Here is a 15,606-nt window from a genome sequence, read left to right as displayed (position 1 = left end):
AGTTGCAGCCACTGTTATTTTTTCAGACGAAACACATAAATATCCTGAAAATGCCCTGCGGTATCTTTCATGAAAGGCTGAAGCCGGGGTTCGGCAAACAGGCTGGTATCGCTCAGAATCAGAAAGTCTGCCCCTCTCCAGTTGACAAATCCCATTGTTTCTGTATAATCTTTATATTTATTTCCCACCCATCCTTTCCGATCCATCAGGTATAGGTCGTAATTGGGTTCAATGCTGGGAATGCTGACTACCTTTTTGTCTTTGGTTACTCCAACAGAGTCCAGAAAGTCTTGAAACTCCGGCTGATAGAAGGCTTCTTTACTACGGTAATTTTGGTGGTTTCCATAATATCTGCTCTGCATTTCCATTTTTGCATAGTAAACATTGTAGAAGAAAAAACCAGCGATCAGCACTTTAAAGACGGGAGAGCTAAAGAGTACCTGAAAATCTTCTTTGAGCACTTTTGCGCCCATTAAAAAAATCATCGCCGGGAAAATCGACGTCACAATCATATAATAATCGTGGATGTCAAACTTTACAAAAAACAGATAGATATATGCCACTACACCTATAAAAGCCATGGCGCTGAGGGCAAACAATAATTTGTTTTTCCTGCCGGTCGATGAAAACCCAATAAGTGTCATGACGATCAGCAGGAGATGCATGGTGGTAGAATAGTAGTTGGGCCCGATAAACCGGAAATACTGAAAGATAATGAACTGAAACTTAGTCTGATCCAGATCTGTCAGCGGGGTCGCTTTATTGACAAAATAAACATCATGAGCTTTGCTGTAAAGGTCCGCATAAATATACCATGCGGCAATCACTGCAACAGCCCCTGCAAAATACAGGACATATTTCCAGCGGGGTTTGGGAAATATCGTTTGTTTCTCGCCAAAAGAAGCCCATTGGTTCCACTCAAAAAACCAGATCGCGCCCGCCATGAGGAGGCTGATTCCCGCCGAAAGTTTGATGAGCATGCCGAGGGTGAAGCATACCATGGCCCAGACAAACTGCCGGTGAATCTGGGTTTGGCTGTATTGAAAGAAAAACCACCATCCGAGCAGGCAAAGACCAATTGCCGGAGCATCAGGCAGGAAATTATTAGTATAATAGACCATTGCCGGCGATACAAACAAAGCCGTAATTGCAATGGCCGGCCAGAACTTTTCGCCTGTAAGCAAATTGACTGTACGACCATATCCCCAAAGCCCGGCAAATACAATCAGGATGTTGATTGAGCGGAAAATCCATTCGCCTGGCCCGAGAAGCCGGTAGAGCATACCCACAATCCAGTAGATGATGGGAAATTCTCCGGCTGAGCTGCCTGTGCCAGCCCAGAAGAGATTGTGAAAATGAGGGGTGAAAAAATTAGCGGTTGTGGAGTAATAATTCCAGGCCATAGATGTACAATCCGACTGTCGCCATGAATGAATGCTTTGTGGAGGCAGGGCGATGATATTCTGATAGCCGTAATAGATAAACAGGAATATCAAGGTATAGAAAATGATCGCATTGATAGAAGTCGCCAGTTGAAGGAAGCGGGATTTGTTCATACAGTAGATTGTTGGGCCAATTTACAAAAGATATTACGGCTTTTCCTAGTCATCCAAATCAACAAAATAGAGCGGATTTTCCTGCATTTTGGCCATAACTGCTGCCCACATTTCCGGGACAGAGATAAGCCATGCTGTAGCAAACAATACTTTATTTTTTCTGAGGAATGGTTCTTCCAGCACGTTTCTCAGCCGGTCATATCGCTGAATCCATCCGTCGAAATTGTGAATCTTATAGTTTTTCTTCCAGGTTTTTCCATTTGCCGTAAGCATATATTGCTGAGGTAAATCGCGAAAGAGATAAGGCGGCGCGATATGTTCTTCTATAGCATGAAAAGAGGTGTTTGGACTAAGACCACACCCCAGCATCAGGATATAGCCATTGAGATCGCGAAGTTTTTGAAAAGGAGAATTTGTCCCACAGGGCGTATCGTCTTCTTCATGTCCGGAAAGCATGGTTTCTGCGAGTGGGCCTGTGCCGCACACAGAGTGTGTGGGGTGAATGCTTCGCAGTGTGCCGGGCCTTGTCCTGAAATATTCCGGAATCGAACCTACATTCGAAACGGTATGGGCGCGGTCAAATACCGGCTGGAAATTATTGACATGTTCATAACTGAGGCAGGGGAGGAGGAGCGTTCCTGTCGGCCCGAGCGCATGTAACAGTCCCTGGATGACCGTTTCTGGTCCTCCTGCTACATACCCCATGCTGCTCAGAGAGGCGTGAACGAGCAGTGTACTGCCGGCCGGGAGGCCCAGTGTTTTTAGATCATTCTCAATTCTCCCAACAATTCTATCCATTACCGCAAAATGGTTACTGTGCCACTTAATAGCCTGTCAACCGGTTTACGGTTGAGTAGTCCCTGGTATGAAACCCGCCATGCATATACACCGGGTGGGCTGGGGCTTCCTTTGGAATAACCGTCCCAGTGGACATCGGGATTGTCAGTTTCAAATACTAGTTTTCCCCACCGATTGAATATTTGCAATTGATAACCTGACATTTCACATTGAAAGACCGGGAAAAAATAATCATTGACACCATCCTGGTTGGGGGTAAATGCGTTGGGCATAAATAATGTGCAGTCGCAGTCTTTATATTCGACCCTGACACTGTCCCTCATCGTCTGGCAGTAGTCGGTTAGTTCGACAAAATACAGCCCTGCTTCCCGTATTTCACGTTTTGGGGAAGTATTGCCGTCCTGCCAAAGATAAGCCAGCGCATCGGGATGGGAAATGTCCAGAATGATCGCTTCATCCGGGCAAAGGACCGTATCCGGGCCCAGGTCAGCTTCAGCAAAAATGGACTGACTGAAGATAGTATCACTGAGAAAACATCCGGAAACGGTTACATCTACCCAGTATTTCCCGGTAGCATCGATCAGGAAGGATCCATTGGTAGATCCATCCTGCCATTGGTATTGTGCACCGGGAGCGGTTACATCCAGCCTATAAGTATCATTGTCGCAGAGAATGGTATCCGGGCCAAGATCGACTTCCGGCAGGTTTTTGATGGAAATCGCTACAGTATCTTTATCCTGGCAGCCATCTTTGGAGACGGTTACGGAGTAAATTCCAGGGGTTCGTGCAATGACTATGGAGTCTGTCGAGCCAAAGCTCCACCGGTAGCTGGCTCCCGGATAAGATGCGTCAAGTAAGACAGTTTCTTCCGGACAAATTTCCCGGTCAGGTCCAAGATTTGCCTGCGGATCAATCATATCAATCACGACGGTGTCGACAAGTTCGCAGCCTTCAAACGTACTGCGCACCCAGTAGGTGCCGCCTGTAGTTACGCGGAATGTAGAAGCCGTGCTTCCATCCTGCCAGAGATAGCTGTCTTTGTCATTGCCTGCATCGAGCAAGAGAGTATCACCCGCACAAATTTTTTGTGATTCACCCAGGTAGAGGCTGTTGTATTCGGAGAAATACCCATAAGCTGCGCCAATACCGGTATCATAGAAAACACCTAAATGAAAGAAGCCATTATCATTTCTGACTCGGTTGGTGCTGGCATTGCTCAGGCTGGAAGTAACGGCAATCCTTGCAGAAACCCACTGACTGGAGGTGCCGGGAACTGTGGTAAAAGCGGAAGCCGGGATGATACCGGTAGCTCCGTTTAGGGTAAAATTTCCTTCATTTCCTTTTTCGGTAAGCAGGATCAGATAGACACTCCCGCTACCCCTTGCAAAGCCCACTTCTTTTGCCCCTGTACAGCCTATGGCGGGGAGCAGTGCACTGCCGGCTTCGTCTCCTGCGCCGGAAAGGTGTAGCACATAAATAGGGGCAGAAGCGCGTATATGCATGGCTGACCCAAGGATATCTTTACCAACGGATTCCCCTGCGTTTAGGGTATATTGCGGCACGGCGTTGCCACTGAAGTAAATGGCCGTATTGTTTTGTGTAGCTGTGATATAGACTTTTTCCTGATTAGCCGAACCTTTCACTACGATATACTCTTTGCCGATGACAGGCTCAGGTACCAGTTGGTCGCCGATGAGATCCCAGCCAAATCCGATGAGGATAGAATCATCCGAGCCAGTAATGGCGATGGGTTTGTCGGAAACTACCTGTGAGCCGGCGAGGTGTGAATATCCTGACGTGCCTACTGCTCGTGCAGAGTAGGTTTCCCCACGATTGAGTGTAATGGTAAAAGCTGTATTGGCGTTGTGGCCGATAATGGATTGTTTTGGGGTAATGGTAACCGTCGTTTGGTCTCTGGTCGCTACAATCTCAAAGCTATCACTGCCATGCATATTGAGAAAATTGGTCTGGCTGGGGATAAAAAAATGAGTGCCCAAAGCATTTTTTCCTTTCAGAACATAGATCTCGGGGTTATAGGGGTTGGCTACTTCATAATAAGCGGCAATCGGAGAGGTTGACTGGATTAGCAACCCGTTGGGGTTGACATTATTTGCAGGAATATTTTCAATATACTGTATATAGCTTGTGAGGTCAATGGTGCGGGTTTCATTGGCATTTACCGTAACCTGGACCGTAGATGCGGAAGGGCTTGCCGGGCGGGTTACTGTTACTGTAGCAGGCCGGTCAAATGCGGAAACCTTAAGCTGTATCGGGCGATCACCATGGTCAATGGATACTTCTGGTGCGGCAAACCAGAACTCGGTGTCAGTCTGAGCCTGAAGGTGATCAACTGATACCATCCATAAGAAAATAAAAAGCAAGAGTAATCGCATAATAGTAGCATGTATTATCGTCATACAATCTACATAACTTTTGCGATTGTGGGTACGGGAATTGGGTATATCCAAGGTGGGCAGGGTGCTTAACCCCGTTAACGGGGTTAATTTATGGAAAATCTCTCAACTTTCATAACAGCTAATATAAAACTTTGCAAAAAAAAATCAAATAATCTTATTTTTTAATCAACAGATGTTTAGTCGGTTGATTGATATTTTCCGCATACCCCAACAAAAGCTAATCTTCAAGTCAAATATTCGTGTTTAAACTTCGCCAACTGCGTATCAGTTCCCATGATGAAGAGTTTATCGCTGGATTCCAGTTCTTCTGTAGCGGTGGGGTTAAGTTCTATTGGTCGGTCGGCGTGTTTTTTTCCTAAGACCAGTACGCCGGTTCGGGCCCGGATTCCAAGTTCTGCCATGGTTTTTCCCACCAGTTCCGGGTGTTCGCGACAATCAAACACTTCCAGCCTGAGGTTATGATTTCCCTCACCGGATACTAATTCGATAAATTCATTTAGTGCCGAACGTGTAATCATATTGACCATTTTCCGCCCTCCGATTAAGTTGGGTACAATGACTTTGTCTGCACCTGCACGCTTGAGTTTCGATATGGAGGACTCATGTGAAGCCCGGGCTACGATTTGAATCGTCGGGCTCATTTGGCGGGCCGTAAGGGTAATGTAGACATTCTCGGCATCAGTGGACAAAGAGCTGATTAATCCTTTAGCCTTGTGAATGTTGGCTTCTTCAAGGACTTCTTCATGCGTAGCGTCCCCTTTAATCGCCAGCACCTGATGCAGTAGCATAAATTCATCAATTACCTCCTGATGATTTTCAATGACGACAAATGGCTGTTTTTGGCGAATCAGCTCAATAGCTGCTTCCCGCCCGTTTCGACCTAAACCACAAATAATAATGTGCCCAGAGAGTTGTTTCACGATTTTATTGGCTCTATAACGGTCAAATATATATTTGACTTCTCCTTCAATGACAAAAGTTGTGATTGTAGTAATCGCATAAATATAAATCCCTGCGCTGATAATAATCAGAACAATTGAAAATATTTTCCCTCCAGCACTTAATTCTCTAACCGTTCCAAACCCCACCGTACTCATGGTAATCACGGTCTGGTAGATGGCATCCAGTGTGCCATACCCTTCAATGATGGAATAGCCAATGGTGCCAACCAGCGAAGTTCCCGCCAGAAGCGAAATTGCCATTATGATTTTTTGCACCGAGGCTGGAAGTTGCATAGTATGTTGAATCCTAATGTCATGATAAAATTACATAATCTGAAGCTCGGGAGCTATATTTTGTCGATAGATAATTCATAAAATCTGTCGCATCCTCCGAAGAATAAGTTGTTTAGACAACGCTATTATTTCTTTATCTTGGGATTTTATTCAATCATTACCCAATGAATATATCCTCTCTTCGAAATGATACCCCCGGTACAGCTCACCGCATTCATCTCAACAATGCAGGTGCAAGCCTTATGCCTTCACCAGTCATAAACAAAATCAAGGAAATTATTGACCAGGAGAGTCTGGAAGGTGGATATGAGGTGATGATGGCACGTGAAGGGGAAATACGCCAGGCGTATGATTCTCTCGGACAATTGCTCCATAGTCAAGGGCATAATATAGCCTTCTCTGCAAGCGCCACGGATGCCTGGTCGATTGCAGTTTCTTCTGTTCCGCTAGGCAACGGCGATGTGATCCTTACTTCTACCAATGACTATTGTGCCAATCAAATCACTTTTCTGGCGCTGTCTAAAAGGGTGGGTGTGAAGGTAATACATGTTCCCGATACAGAAGCGGGAGGAATCAGTGTGGATGCTTTCTCCGATTATGCAAAAAAATATCGTCCTAAACTGGCCGCTGTTACGCATGTTCCTACTAATTCGGGACTTGTTCAGCCTGTAGGGGAAATTGGTAAAATATGCCGCGAAAATGAAATCCTTTATATCGTCGATGGTTGTCAGTCCCTGGGGCAAATAGATGTAAATCCGGAAGAAATAGGCTGTGATTTTTTCAGCATTACGAGCCGCAAATTCCTTCGCGGCCCGCGAGGTATGGGTGCGCTGTGGGTCTCTGATCGTGCGCTGGCGATGGGACTGGAACCCATATATATGGATCTCAATGGAGCTGAGTGGACCGATGCTCAAACCTATATCCCCCGCGCAGATGCCAAACGCTACGAAACCTTCGAGTTCTCCTATGCCCTTCTTCTGGCTATGGGTGAAGCTGCCCGCTATGCGACAAATATCGGTATGCCCAAAATTGAAAACAGAGTAAATGCGCTTGCCGCCTATACCCGAAACCGGTTGGCGGAAATCGACGGGGTAAGGGTGCTGGATGAAGGCAAAAAACTTTGTGGCATTGTTACCTTTCATATCAACGGAAGGAATCCTTTAGAAATCAAAACCCAACTGGATAAACGGGGAATAAATTGCTCCCTGGCTTTCCGTCGCAATGCAGTTATAGATTTTGACCGCAAAGGGGTAAGCTGGGCAATTCGGTTTTCTCCCCATTACTACAATACGGAAGTTGAAATCGACGAGGTACTTAGCCAGCACTTTTGAGGCAGTACAGGATGCACTTTCTGGTAGAATTCCTTATCTTATATATGAATTATGTCTTAACCTCAATAATTTATTTCTATTTCCATGAAATCTATAAACATATTATCCATTATCCTTACCGGATTTCTGACGGTGTCTCTGCTTTCCTGTAAATCAGGCGGTGCAGCAACAGCCAGCAGTACGCCAAAAACAAAAACAGAAGCGGCGCCCGCACTCAGTATTCTTGATCTGCTGCGCCGACAACCGTTTTTGTATATCACGGGTTCAGGCGCTAATGCCAGGGTACAATTGCGCGGTCAAAAGACGATTTCAGATCCGGATGAAGAGGTGATGTTTTTGCTCGATGGCCAAAGAATCGGCATAGGCTATCAGTCTGTTCAGGATATAAACCCCAATGATGTGGAAAGTGTGGAGGTGATCAGAGATCAGGCCCGTCTGGCCCGATATAATATCTCTTCTATGACAGGAGCCGTCAATATCAGAATCAAAAAGCAATAATTGTATGAAACCATTTGTCTTACTATTTGCGTTTGCTGCCCTGCTATTTGCCAGTTCGTGTAAAAGCAACGGCTCAGTAGCACGGGACGCCGCTTCCACGATGCGAGATACGCCTGCCTCTACCATGGCTGACCTGCTTCGCCGACAGCCCAATTTGCAGGTTTCGGGTACGGGCGAAAATATTCAGTTGCAGATCAGAGGCCAAAATACAATGATCACTTCAAGTGAACCACTGATTGTCGTCGATGGGTACCGGGTAGGCTCCGGATATTCAGCGATCCAGTCTATCAACCCGGCAGACGTAGCCCGGATCAATGTGATCCGCGACCCGGGGCAACTATCCGGCTATGGCCTTGGCGCAGCCAATGGGGTAATTGAAATTATCCTCGTGAAGTAGCGGCGCACCGATAAAAAACTTCCTTCTACCGTTTAAATGATATTCCCGGCCGCTTGTAAATCCGGGATTGATGAAGAACGAAACGACGGGCATATTCGCTCCTGTCATTTCGTTCTTTCATTTTTTTTCATTCACTAATTGCACAAATCTATGAAGACACATTATTGCAGGGGCATAATCGCCGCCCTGTATGTTCTGCTTGCCTGTACTTTTCAGTCGGTTCGCGGGCAGGAAAATTACATGCCGGATATGATTCCGCCTTCTCCAACAGCCGCCGCTTTAGGTAAATATGGAGAGGTTCCGGTAAGTCATTACACAGGAATTCCCAAAGTCAATATTCCGCTATGGGAAATTCATGCACGTGATCTCAACCTCGATATTTCTCTGTCTTATCACGCAGGTGGGGTTAAAGTCGAGGAAATCGCCTCCTGGACAGGGCTTGGCTGGTCTCTCAATGCCGGTGGGGTGATTACCCGTACCGTCAGGGGACTGCCCGACGAATTGCCCAACGGGTGTTTTAACCATGTCATCCCTGCCGCCAACAGTATCGATGAGCAGGCAGACTACAATTACCTCTACGCGGTCTCGGAAGGCACGATAGATGCGCAGCCTGATCTTTATTACTACAATTTTGCCGGGCGGAGTGGTAAATTTTTATTCGAAGAAAACGGAGACATCTTTCCCGTTCCTTATGAGCACATCAAAATTGAAAGAATCTCTGCCTACAAGTTTCAGATTACCGATGAAAATGGTATCCGATATATTTTTGGAACAAGCCTGGCTGGAGAGGAGGCCTATGAAGTCACCAGTGCTGTAGGCCACAACAATATCGCTGCGCCATTTGTCTCCAGTTGGTACCTCACCGATATCCTTTCTCCTTCCGGTAAGGAAACCATAACCATGAAATACAGCTCAGCCGGAGGACATCTTACCCAACCGGTATCAGCCGAAGTCAAGTACCAGCCATTGCCCAACAACCTTTTTTGTCAGGTACCTCCGGCTCCTGTATTTACCAATATTGCAGCGGTTATGGATAAAGCAATGAAACTTACAGAAATCAACTGGCCCAATGGGAAAATAGTTTTTGTCAAAGATGGCACCCGAAATGACCTGGGGACAGCTAACCTGGACTACAAGCTTACCTCCATGGTTATTTATAACCGAAACAATCAGGAAGTGAGGCGCATAAATCTGGCTTACAGCTATTTCAACAACAGCGCATCGGACTATAAGAAAAAGCGTCTGAAACTGATTAGTATCACAGAAAAAGCGCCCAACGGGGATACAAAACCTCCCTATTTATTTTCCTATGAGGAAAGTGTGGCTCTGCCCTCCCGTACTTCCAAACAACAGGATCATTGGGGTTTCTATAATGGAATGACCTTTAATGATAATATCAATTCGCTCATTCCTACAGTCACCATCGGAACTCAAACCTATGCAGGGGCCAATCGCACACCCAACTTCAATTTTGCAAAGGCTGGGGTCCTTACAAAAATTACCTTCCCGACAGGCGGATACTCAAAGTTTGAGTACGAATTGAACACCATCGGCGGTGGCGGAGAAGCCAGCGGGCTTCGGGTCAAAAAAACCACTACACACGACGGAATCGATCCGGCAAAAGATATGGTTCGGACTCTGGTTTATGAAGATCCCGCAAACCCTGGGATTTCCAGCGGAAAACTGGTCCGCCCGCTTTCGCCCTACTATGAGAGCCTGACCTTTATCATTGACGACCCCAGTACCACGTTGCCTGGAAAAACGATAGACTGTATTTTCTTTAAGCTATCTTCATTCAGCACCATCGCGCTGGGGCGTACCCAGGGGGGAACTGTGGGATATACTCATGTGACGGAATTGCTGGGAGTAAATGGAAGTAATGGAAAATCAGAACTTGAATTCTCCTTTATCGCGGATTACGATATAAACAGTACGATGGACTGGCATAGGGGGAAACTGCTCAAAAAAACTGATTATGCCCGTACTCAGACGGGTTACCGGAAGGTAAAACAGGTGATTAATACTTTCAGTTTCAGTGGCTCTATTTTCCTCGAACACGATATCGTTGCCCTGCATGTAAAACCCCAAAAGCTGGGCATATCTCCCTTCATTGGCCCCGGTATCAATTATCTCGGACTTTTTGATTTCTGGGAATCTGCAACTCAAAGCCGCTGGGTCATTCCCACTTCGACGATTGAGCGAATCTACAATGATGATGGGGTCGATTTCTCTGAAAAGAAAGTGGAGTATGAATATGACAACTATCGTCACGGTCAGGTAACCCGGACAATTACCACAAATAGTGACGGAAGGGTAATGGTAAATAAACAAAAATATGCAATGGATTATGATCCCAATCTCTCGCTCGGTATCGCCTCCAATAGCCCTAAAGTGAAGGATTTTCTGGATAAATTTATGCGAAGTGTGTTGATTGAAGTTCAGTCATGGGAAGGCCCGTCACTCAACAACCTTTCGCTTATCTCTGGAAATTTGAGAGAGTTTGCGGAGGTCTCCGGTTCATCCAATATTGCTAATAAACTAATTTTGCCCATCGCTGTCTGGAACTTCGAATCTGTTTTGCCCGTCTCATCTTCAACATTTACCCCTGAAGAGTCATTGGGCACTTTTCCCCAGGTATATGGAAAACTGATTCCCGGATACCAGGTAGCAGGGAAAAACTGGTACAAAAAAATCGTTCAGTACCAATATGATACTTTTGGCAATGTCATTCAACAGCAGAAAATATTTGGCAATCCGGTGTCTATTATCTGGGGCTACAATAATCAGATTGCAATTGCTCAGGTGAATAATGCCACAGCCAATGAGGTCGCTTTTTCCAGCTTTGAAGATGTCCATTCCGGCAATTGGGCTTATACAGGCACGACGGTAAACACTTCTGCCAAAACTGGTGAAAGATGCTATGCGCTGTCCTCCGGCAATATCATGAAGGCAAATATCCCCGCCGGAAATTATCTGCTCAGCTACTGGGCAAAGGGCACGGTCAACACCTCTACCGGCACAGCCACTGCAAATTCGGGTATGGATACAGACAATAATGGGTGGACGTATATAGAGAAAAAAATCAGCTTTTCGGGCAATTCCACCCTTACCATTTCGGGTTCGGGGCAGATCGACGAATTGCGGCTTCATCCCGAGGATGCCACTATGACTACCACGACATATGATTCCAATCTTCAACTGAAAGGCATGTGTGATACACGGAATATTAAAACCAGCTATGAGTATGATCTCATGGGCAGGCTAAGACTGACACGCGACCATGAGAGCAATATTCTTCAGAAAACCACCTACAACTTTAAAAACTAGTTACGTGAACAGCATAATGAAAACCATGAAAAGGCACATTTGTGCCGGGGTCGCGATGACATGGGCGCTGGCGGGAAGCCTGACTGCTCAGTCTGTGAACCAGCATTTTATTCAGACAGAAGTGGCCCGTAAACCGGTAAGTTCAGAAAATGCATGGGCAAACCTGTCTGATCTGGAGGAAAAACACCGGTCTGTGCAATACTTTGACGGTCTGGGACGTCCTATTCAGACGGTAGAAGTCAAAGCCTCCGTCAAAGCCAAAGACGAAGTCAGCTTTCAGATATATGATGTTTTTGGACGAGTGCCCAGGGCTTATTTGCCTTATGAGTCTACCAGTACCAATGGCGGAAACTTCAGAACCAATGCGCTGGGAGAACAGGATGCCTATTTTGATATGATGGGATTGATCGCACCTGCTGACCGGGATTATCCCTTTTCCGATCATGTAATGGAACCTTCTCCTTTAGGTCGTATGATTGAACAGGGCGCACCCGGATTTGACTGGCAACTGGCTCAGGGACATACGAAAAAAATCTATTACCGCACCAATGACCTTTCGGTCGGGATTGATGTCGTAAACCGCTGGACATACAATGCGGCTACCGATCAGTTTGTCGCAGCGGGCACTTACCCCGCCAATTCGCTTACTATCATAGAGACAAAAGACGAAAACGGACAATCGGCGATTGAGTATAAAGACAACGCCGGACGGATCATTTTGCGCCGGGATCAGGTGAATGCATCTACCTCCGTAAACAACCCGGCTACCTGGGCCAATACCAGCTATTTGTACGACCATTTTGGCCGGCTGCGAATCGTAATTCAGCCTGAAGGAATGAAAACCGTACTCACAAATGGTGGCAATATTTACGCCAACTCCATCATTTCCAATTTCGCCTTCTCCTGCCAGTATGATGAAAAAGGGCGCATGATCGCGCAAAAGGTACCGGGCGCCGGTTGGAAATATTTTGTCTATGATCCGCTTGACCAACTCGTGCTTTCTCAGGATGGCGCGCTCCGCGCTCAAAATGCCCAGTACTGGACATTTACCAAATATGATCATCTGGGCCGACCGGTGATGACGGGTATTTTTCAGAATACAGCCAACCAAACCCGCGATCAACTTCAGGCTTCCATTCGTACCGGATTTGAAAATGGCCAGCTTAAACCGTTTGAATCCCGATCTCCACTCAACTTTGATCAGTTTCAGGGCTATTCAAATCAGGCTTTTCCTCAGGTCGTAAAGGAGATGCATACTGTCACGTGGTACGATCATTACGATTTTAATCTCGATGGTATCCCCGATAAGGTATATACGTTTGAGCCTGAAGTTCCTGATAATGATCCGTTTAGAAGAGTAGCAGGACAGAAAACCGGCACTCGGACCTGGATACTCAACAAGGACACCGACATGCCCGATAGTATGTTGTCGGCAATATTCTACGACGACAGAGGCCGTGACATTCAGGTCATTACAGAAAACCATATCGGGGGAGTAGAATTGTTGACCCGCAAGTATGATTTCAACGGAAATGCGCTGCGGAAAGTACACAGGCATACCGATGAAAACAGAAACTATGCGGTCATCAATGACTTTACTTTCGACCACCGGGGAAGAGAGCTCACCAATACTCAGACCAATGAACTCGATGGCGTCAAAGATACGCCGGTAATGATTTCTTCTCTGGAATATGATGCTTTGGGCAGGTTGTCAGAAAAAAATCTTCATTCAACCAATCAGGGCAACTCCTTTACTCAGTCGATAGACTACGCTTACAATATCCGCAACTGGCTGACAGATATCAACCAGATCAATCCGCAGTGCAGTGTTACCGGTACGGCTGAAGGGCCCGGAGGTGAACTTGTAAATGTGGGTACACAGGAACTGTCCAACATTTTTGGGGACGACAATACGGAAGATATCTTTGGTATGAAGTTGTATCACAACTCGGGCTTTACCGCGCTGAACGCTACCGCAGTTGCACAATACACAGGTAATATCTCGGGGATCGTCTGGCAGACTGCTTCAGATTGTGATGTCAAGGGGTACGGCTTTCAATACGATGAAATGGCCAGGCTGAAGGATGCGTGGTTTGCAGTAGAAGGTGCCAATGGTGTATGGAATGAACAGCTTAACCGCTACTCTGTCAATGACATTTCCTATGATCTCAATGGCAATATCCAGAAGCTGAAACGAAAAGGAAAAACGGGAACATCTTCGTATGGCCTCATCGATGACCTGACCTATACCTATACCGGCAATACGGTTACAAAGGTAAAAGACAAGATTACTTCGTCCTTTTCCAGTCTCGGGATTGACCATTTTTACGATGGAAATCCTACCACAACAGACTATTTCTACGACGCTGGCGGCAATATTATTACCGACAACAATAAGGGGATTTCCATCACCTACAACCACCTGAGTAAACCTGTCAAAATACAGTATAGTAACGGAAGCCGCGTCGAATTTGTGTACGATGCCGGAGGAAATAAACTCCGCAAGAAAGTCATTGCCGGCACGACGACAAATGAAGATTATGTCAACGGGTTTTTTTACCAGAATCAGGAACTTCTCTTTTTTACCCACAAAGAGGGGCGGGTAAATTTTGTCAATCAGTCTGCCTTTGAATATCAGTATAACCTGACCGATCACCTGGGCAATGTAAGGGTGAGCTTTCGGCCAGATAATGTTATCGATTGGGTGATTGTGCAGGAAGATCATTACTATCCCTTTGGTATGCGCATGGGCGGAAAATCTTATCAAAGTGGGGTAGAAAACGGACTCCGGTTTAATGGGAAAGAACTGACCTCTGATCTGAATATAGACTGGTATGACTATGGTTTCAGATGGTATATGCCAGATATCGGACGCTTTGTAAGTGTCGATCCTCTGGCCGATAAATTTACCTACCTGACTACTTATCAGTACGCCGAAAATACTCCTGTTCAGGCTATGGACCTCGATGGCCTGGAGGCTATTTATGTCAACCCCAACATGTCGATCTATGATAATATAGCGGCAAATATGTATAGCGATGTGTCTATCCTGGAAGCGCTGGTAGAATTGCTAAAATCAGGAACGCCTGAAGGGCAATATCAGATGGTAAAAGGTGTGGCACAATTTGGCTATGAACTGTATCAGGATCCGGCAGGTGTTGCGACCCAAATCAAAGATCGTGTGGTGAATACCTTTAAGGATCTTAATAGCTCAGATCCTAAAGTAGCAGGCACAGCGCATGGAAAATTCACGTTTTTTGTAATAGAGACTGTCGTAGGTGCAAAAGCGCTGTCCCCGTTGGGTAAAGCCAGGGTATCTGTGCCGCTGGCAGCTGAGACCGAGACGGTCACGGAGCGATTTCTGATTCTCTATCGGGGTGATGCGACTCCCTCGCGGGTAATTAAGTCTTATGCAGCAAAGGACGGGGGATATCTGCACTCTCAGAAAATCATAGAAAACAGTAATCTCGACGACCTCATGAAAGCACATGCTGAAAATAGTTTTAATCCCAAATCGCCATTAATATCTTTGACAGATGATCCGGAAGTTGCTCGGTATTTTGCTGGCCCAAAAGGAACGGTTCACGTTCTGAGAATCCCTGAAAGTCGGGTAATAAAAAATCCTTACAATAATTATTCAATCCCAACTGGCCAAAGTGAAGCAGAGTATCTTGTTCCTAATTATATTCGACTTAGTGAATTTGTAAATCCTTAATAATTTTCAGTTATGAGTACTATTCATTCAGATGATCTACGGTTGGAAGACGTTCCAAAACCAACAGCAAAAATTGATTTAATCGATTCCTTTGCGCTTACTTTTGATGTATCGGAAGTGGGCAAGGCAGGAATGGATCTAAATCTGGAAAGTGATCTTCCCTCATTGTCTTTGCCTGAGTTGCGGTGTATCCTTTATACGGAGCAACGGCGCTGGAATCATTTTCACAAGCGTTACGATCCTCCGGTTGAAGCAAAACTCAGAGAGATTGTTCAACTGATCAGGGATAGTATATAGTCCATCCGGTGGTCATTCCGGATACTGAGAAGTTA

General features: G+C 45.9%; 10 protein-coding genes. 6 read left to right on the top strand and 4 right to left on the bottom strand.

Annotated features, from left to right (window positions below; genetic code table 11):
- Positions 1-14: 14 nt before the first annotated feature.
- From R3D00_23385 to R3D00_23370, 4 genes are all read right to left on the bottom strand, one after another.
- On the bottom strand, positions 15-1,556 hold the full coding sequence (locus R3D00_23385; protein MEZ4776136.1) for a glycosyltransferase family 39 protein: 1,542 nt from the start codon (positions 1,554-1,556) through the stop codon (positions 15-17).
- A 45-nt stretch (positions 1,557-1,601) separates the two neighbouring features.
- A complete protein-coding gene (locus R3D00_23380) occupies positions 1,602-2,354 on the bottom strand; it encodes an AAC(3) family N-acetyltransferase (GenBank protein MEZ4776135.1) in 753 nt (250 codons plus the stop codon).
- On the bottom strand, positions 2,354-4,747 hold the full coding sequence (locus R3D00_23375) for a gliding motility-associated C-terminal domain-containing protein (protein ID MEZ4776134.1): 2,394 nt from the start codon (positions 4,745-4,747) through the stop codon (positions 2,354-2,356). Before R3D00_23375 ends, R3D00_23380 begins: the two co-directional genes overlap by 1 nt.
- A gap of 248 nt (positions 4,748-4,995) precedes the next feature.
- The gene (locus R3D00_23370; protein ID MEZ4776133.1) at positions 4,996-5,973 is read right to left on the bottom strand and encodes an NAD-binding protein; all 978 of its coding nucleotides are present in this window, start codon (positions 5,971-5,973) and stop codon (positions 4,996-4,998) included.
- A gap of 197 nt (positions 5,974-6,170) precedes the next feature.
- On the opposite strand from R3D00_23370, the gene R3D00_23365 reads away from it, so the two are divergent.
- From R3D00_23365 to R3D00_23340, 6 genes are all read left to right on the top strand, one after another.
- The gene (locus R3D00_23365; GenBank protein MEZ4776132.1) at positions 6,171-7,337 is read left to right on the top strand and encodes an aminotransferase class V-fold PLP-dependent enzyme; all 1,167 of its coding nucleotides are present in this window, start codon (positions 6,171-6,173) and stop codon (positions 7,335-7,337) included.
- An 84-nt stretch (positions 7,338-7,421) separates the two neighbouring features.
- Entirely contained in the window at positions 7,422-7,835 is a 414-nt protein-coding gene (locus R3D00_23360; protein MEZ4776131.1) for a TonB-dependent receptor plug domain-containing protein, read from the top strand.
- A gap of 4 nt (positions 7,836-7,839) precedes the next feature.
- Positions 7,840-8,232: a TonB-dependent receptor plug domain-containing protein gene (locus R3D00_23355; protein MEZ4776130.1), complete on the top strand. Its 393-nt coding sequence runs from the start codon at positions 7,840-7,842 to the stop codon at positions 8,230-8,232.
- Positions 8,233-8,382: 150 nt separating this feature from the next.
- Complete coding sequence (locus R3D00_23350; GenBank protein MEZ4776129.1) at positions 8,383-11,559, top strand: hypothetical protein; 3,177 nt, start codon at positions 8,383-8,385, stop codon at positions 11,557-11,559.
- A 25-nt stretch (positions 11,560-11,584) separates the two neighbouring features.
- Positions 11,585-15,274: a DUF6443 domain-containing protein gene (locus R3D00_23345; protein ID MEZ4776128.1), complete on the top strand. Its 3,690-nt coding sequence runs from the start codon at positions 11,585-11,587 to the stop codon at positions 15,272-15,274.
- A 12-nt stretch (positions 15,275-15,286) separates the two neighbouring features.
- Positions 15,287-15,571 (top strand): hypothetical protein, encoded by a 285-nt coding sequence (locus tag R3D00_23340; protein ID MEZ4776127.1) that lies wholly within the window; start codon positions 15,287-15,289, stop codon positions 15,569-15,571.
- Positions 15,572-15,606: the final 35 nt, after the last annotated feature.

The organism is Bacteroidia bacterium (assembly GCA_041391665.1).
Lineage (GTDB): Bacteria > Bacteroidota > Bacteroidia > J057 > J057 > JAGQVA01.
The sequence above is the reverse complement of the archived record's forward strand: the minus strand, read 5'-3'. Positions and strand labels throughout refer to the sequence as shown.

What these genes read in the sequence shown, in the direction of transcription:
- R3D00_23385 (MEZ4776136.1), bottom strand. Translation starts at nt 1,556, where the DNA reads ATGAACAAATCCCGCTTCCTTCAACTGGCGACTTCTATCAATGCGATC.
- R3D00_23380 (MEZ4776135.1), bottom strand. Translation starts at nt 2,354, where the DNA reads ATGGATAGAATTGTTGGGAGAATTGAGAATGATCTAAAAACACTGGGC.
- R3D00_23375 (MEZ4776134.1), bottom strand. Translation starts at nt 4,747, where the DNA reads ATGCGATTACTCTTGCTTTTTATTTTCTTATGGATGGTATCAGTTGAT.
- R3D00_23370 (MEZ4776133.1), bottom strand. Translation starts at nt 5,973, where the DNA reads ATGGCAATTTCGCTTCTGGCGGGAACTTCGCTGGTTGGCACCATTGGC.
- R3D00_23365 (MEZ4776132.1), top strand. Translation starts at nt 6,171, where the DNA reads ATGAATATATCCTCTCTTCGAAATGATACCCCCGGTACAGCTCACCGC.
- R3D00_23360 (MEZ4776131.1), top strand. Translation starts at nt 7,422, where the DNA reads ATGAAATCTATAAACATATTATCCATTATCCTTACCGGATTTCTGACG.
- R3D00_23355 (MEZ4776130.1), top strand. Translation starts at nt 7,840, where the DNA reads ATGAAACCATTTGTCTTACTATTTGCGTTTGCTGCCCTGCTATTTGCC.
- R3D00_23350 (MEZ4776129.1), top strand. Translation starts at nt 8,383, where the DNA reads ATGAAGACACATTATTGCAGGGGCATAATCGCCGCCCTGTATGTTCTG.
- R3D00_23345 (MEZ4776128.1), top strand. Translation starts at nt 11,585, where the DNA reads ATGAAAAGGCACATTTGTGCCGGGGTCGCGATGACATGGGCGCTGGCG.
- R3D00_23340 (MEZ4776127.1), top strand. Translation starts at nt 15,287, where the DNA reads ATGAGTACTATTCATTCAGATGATCTACGGTTGGAAGACGTTCCAAAA.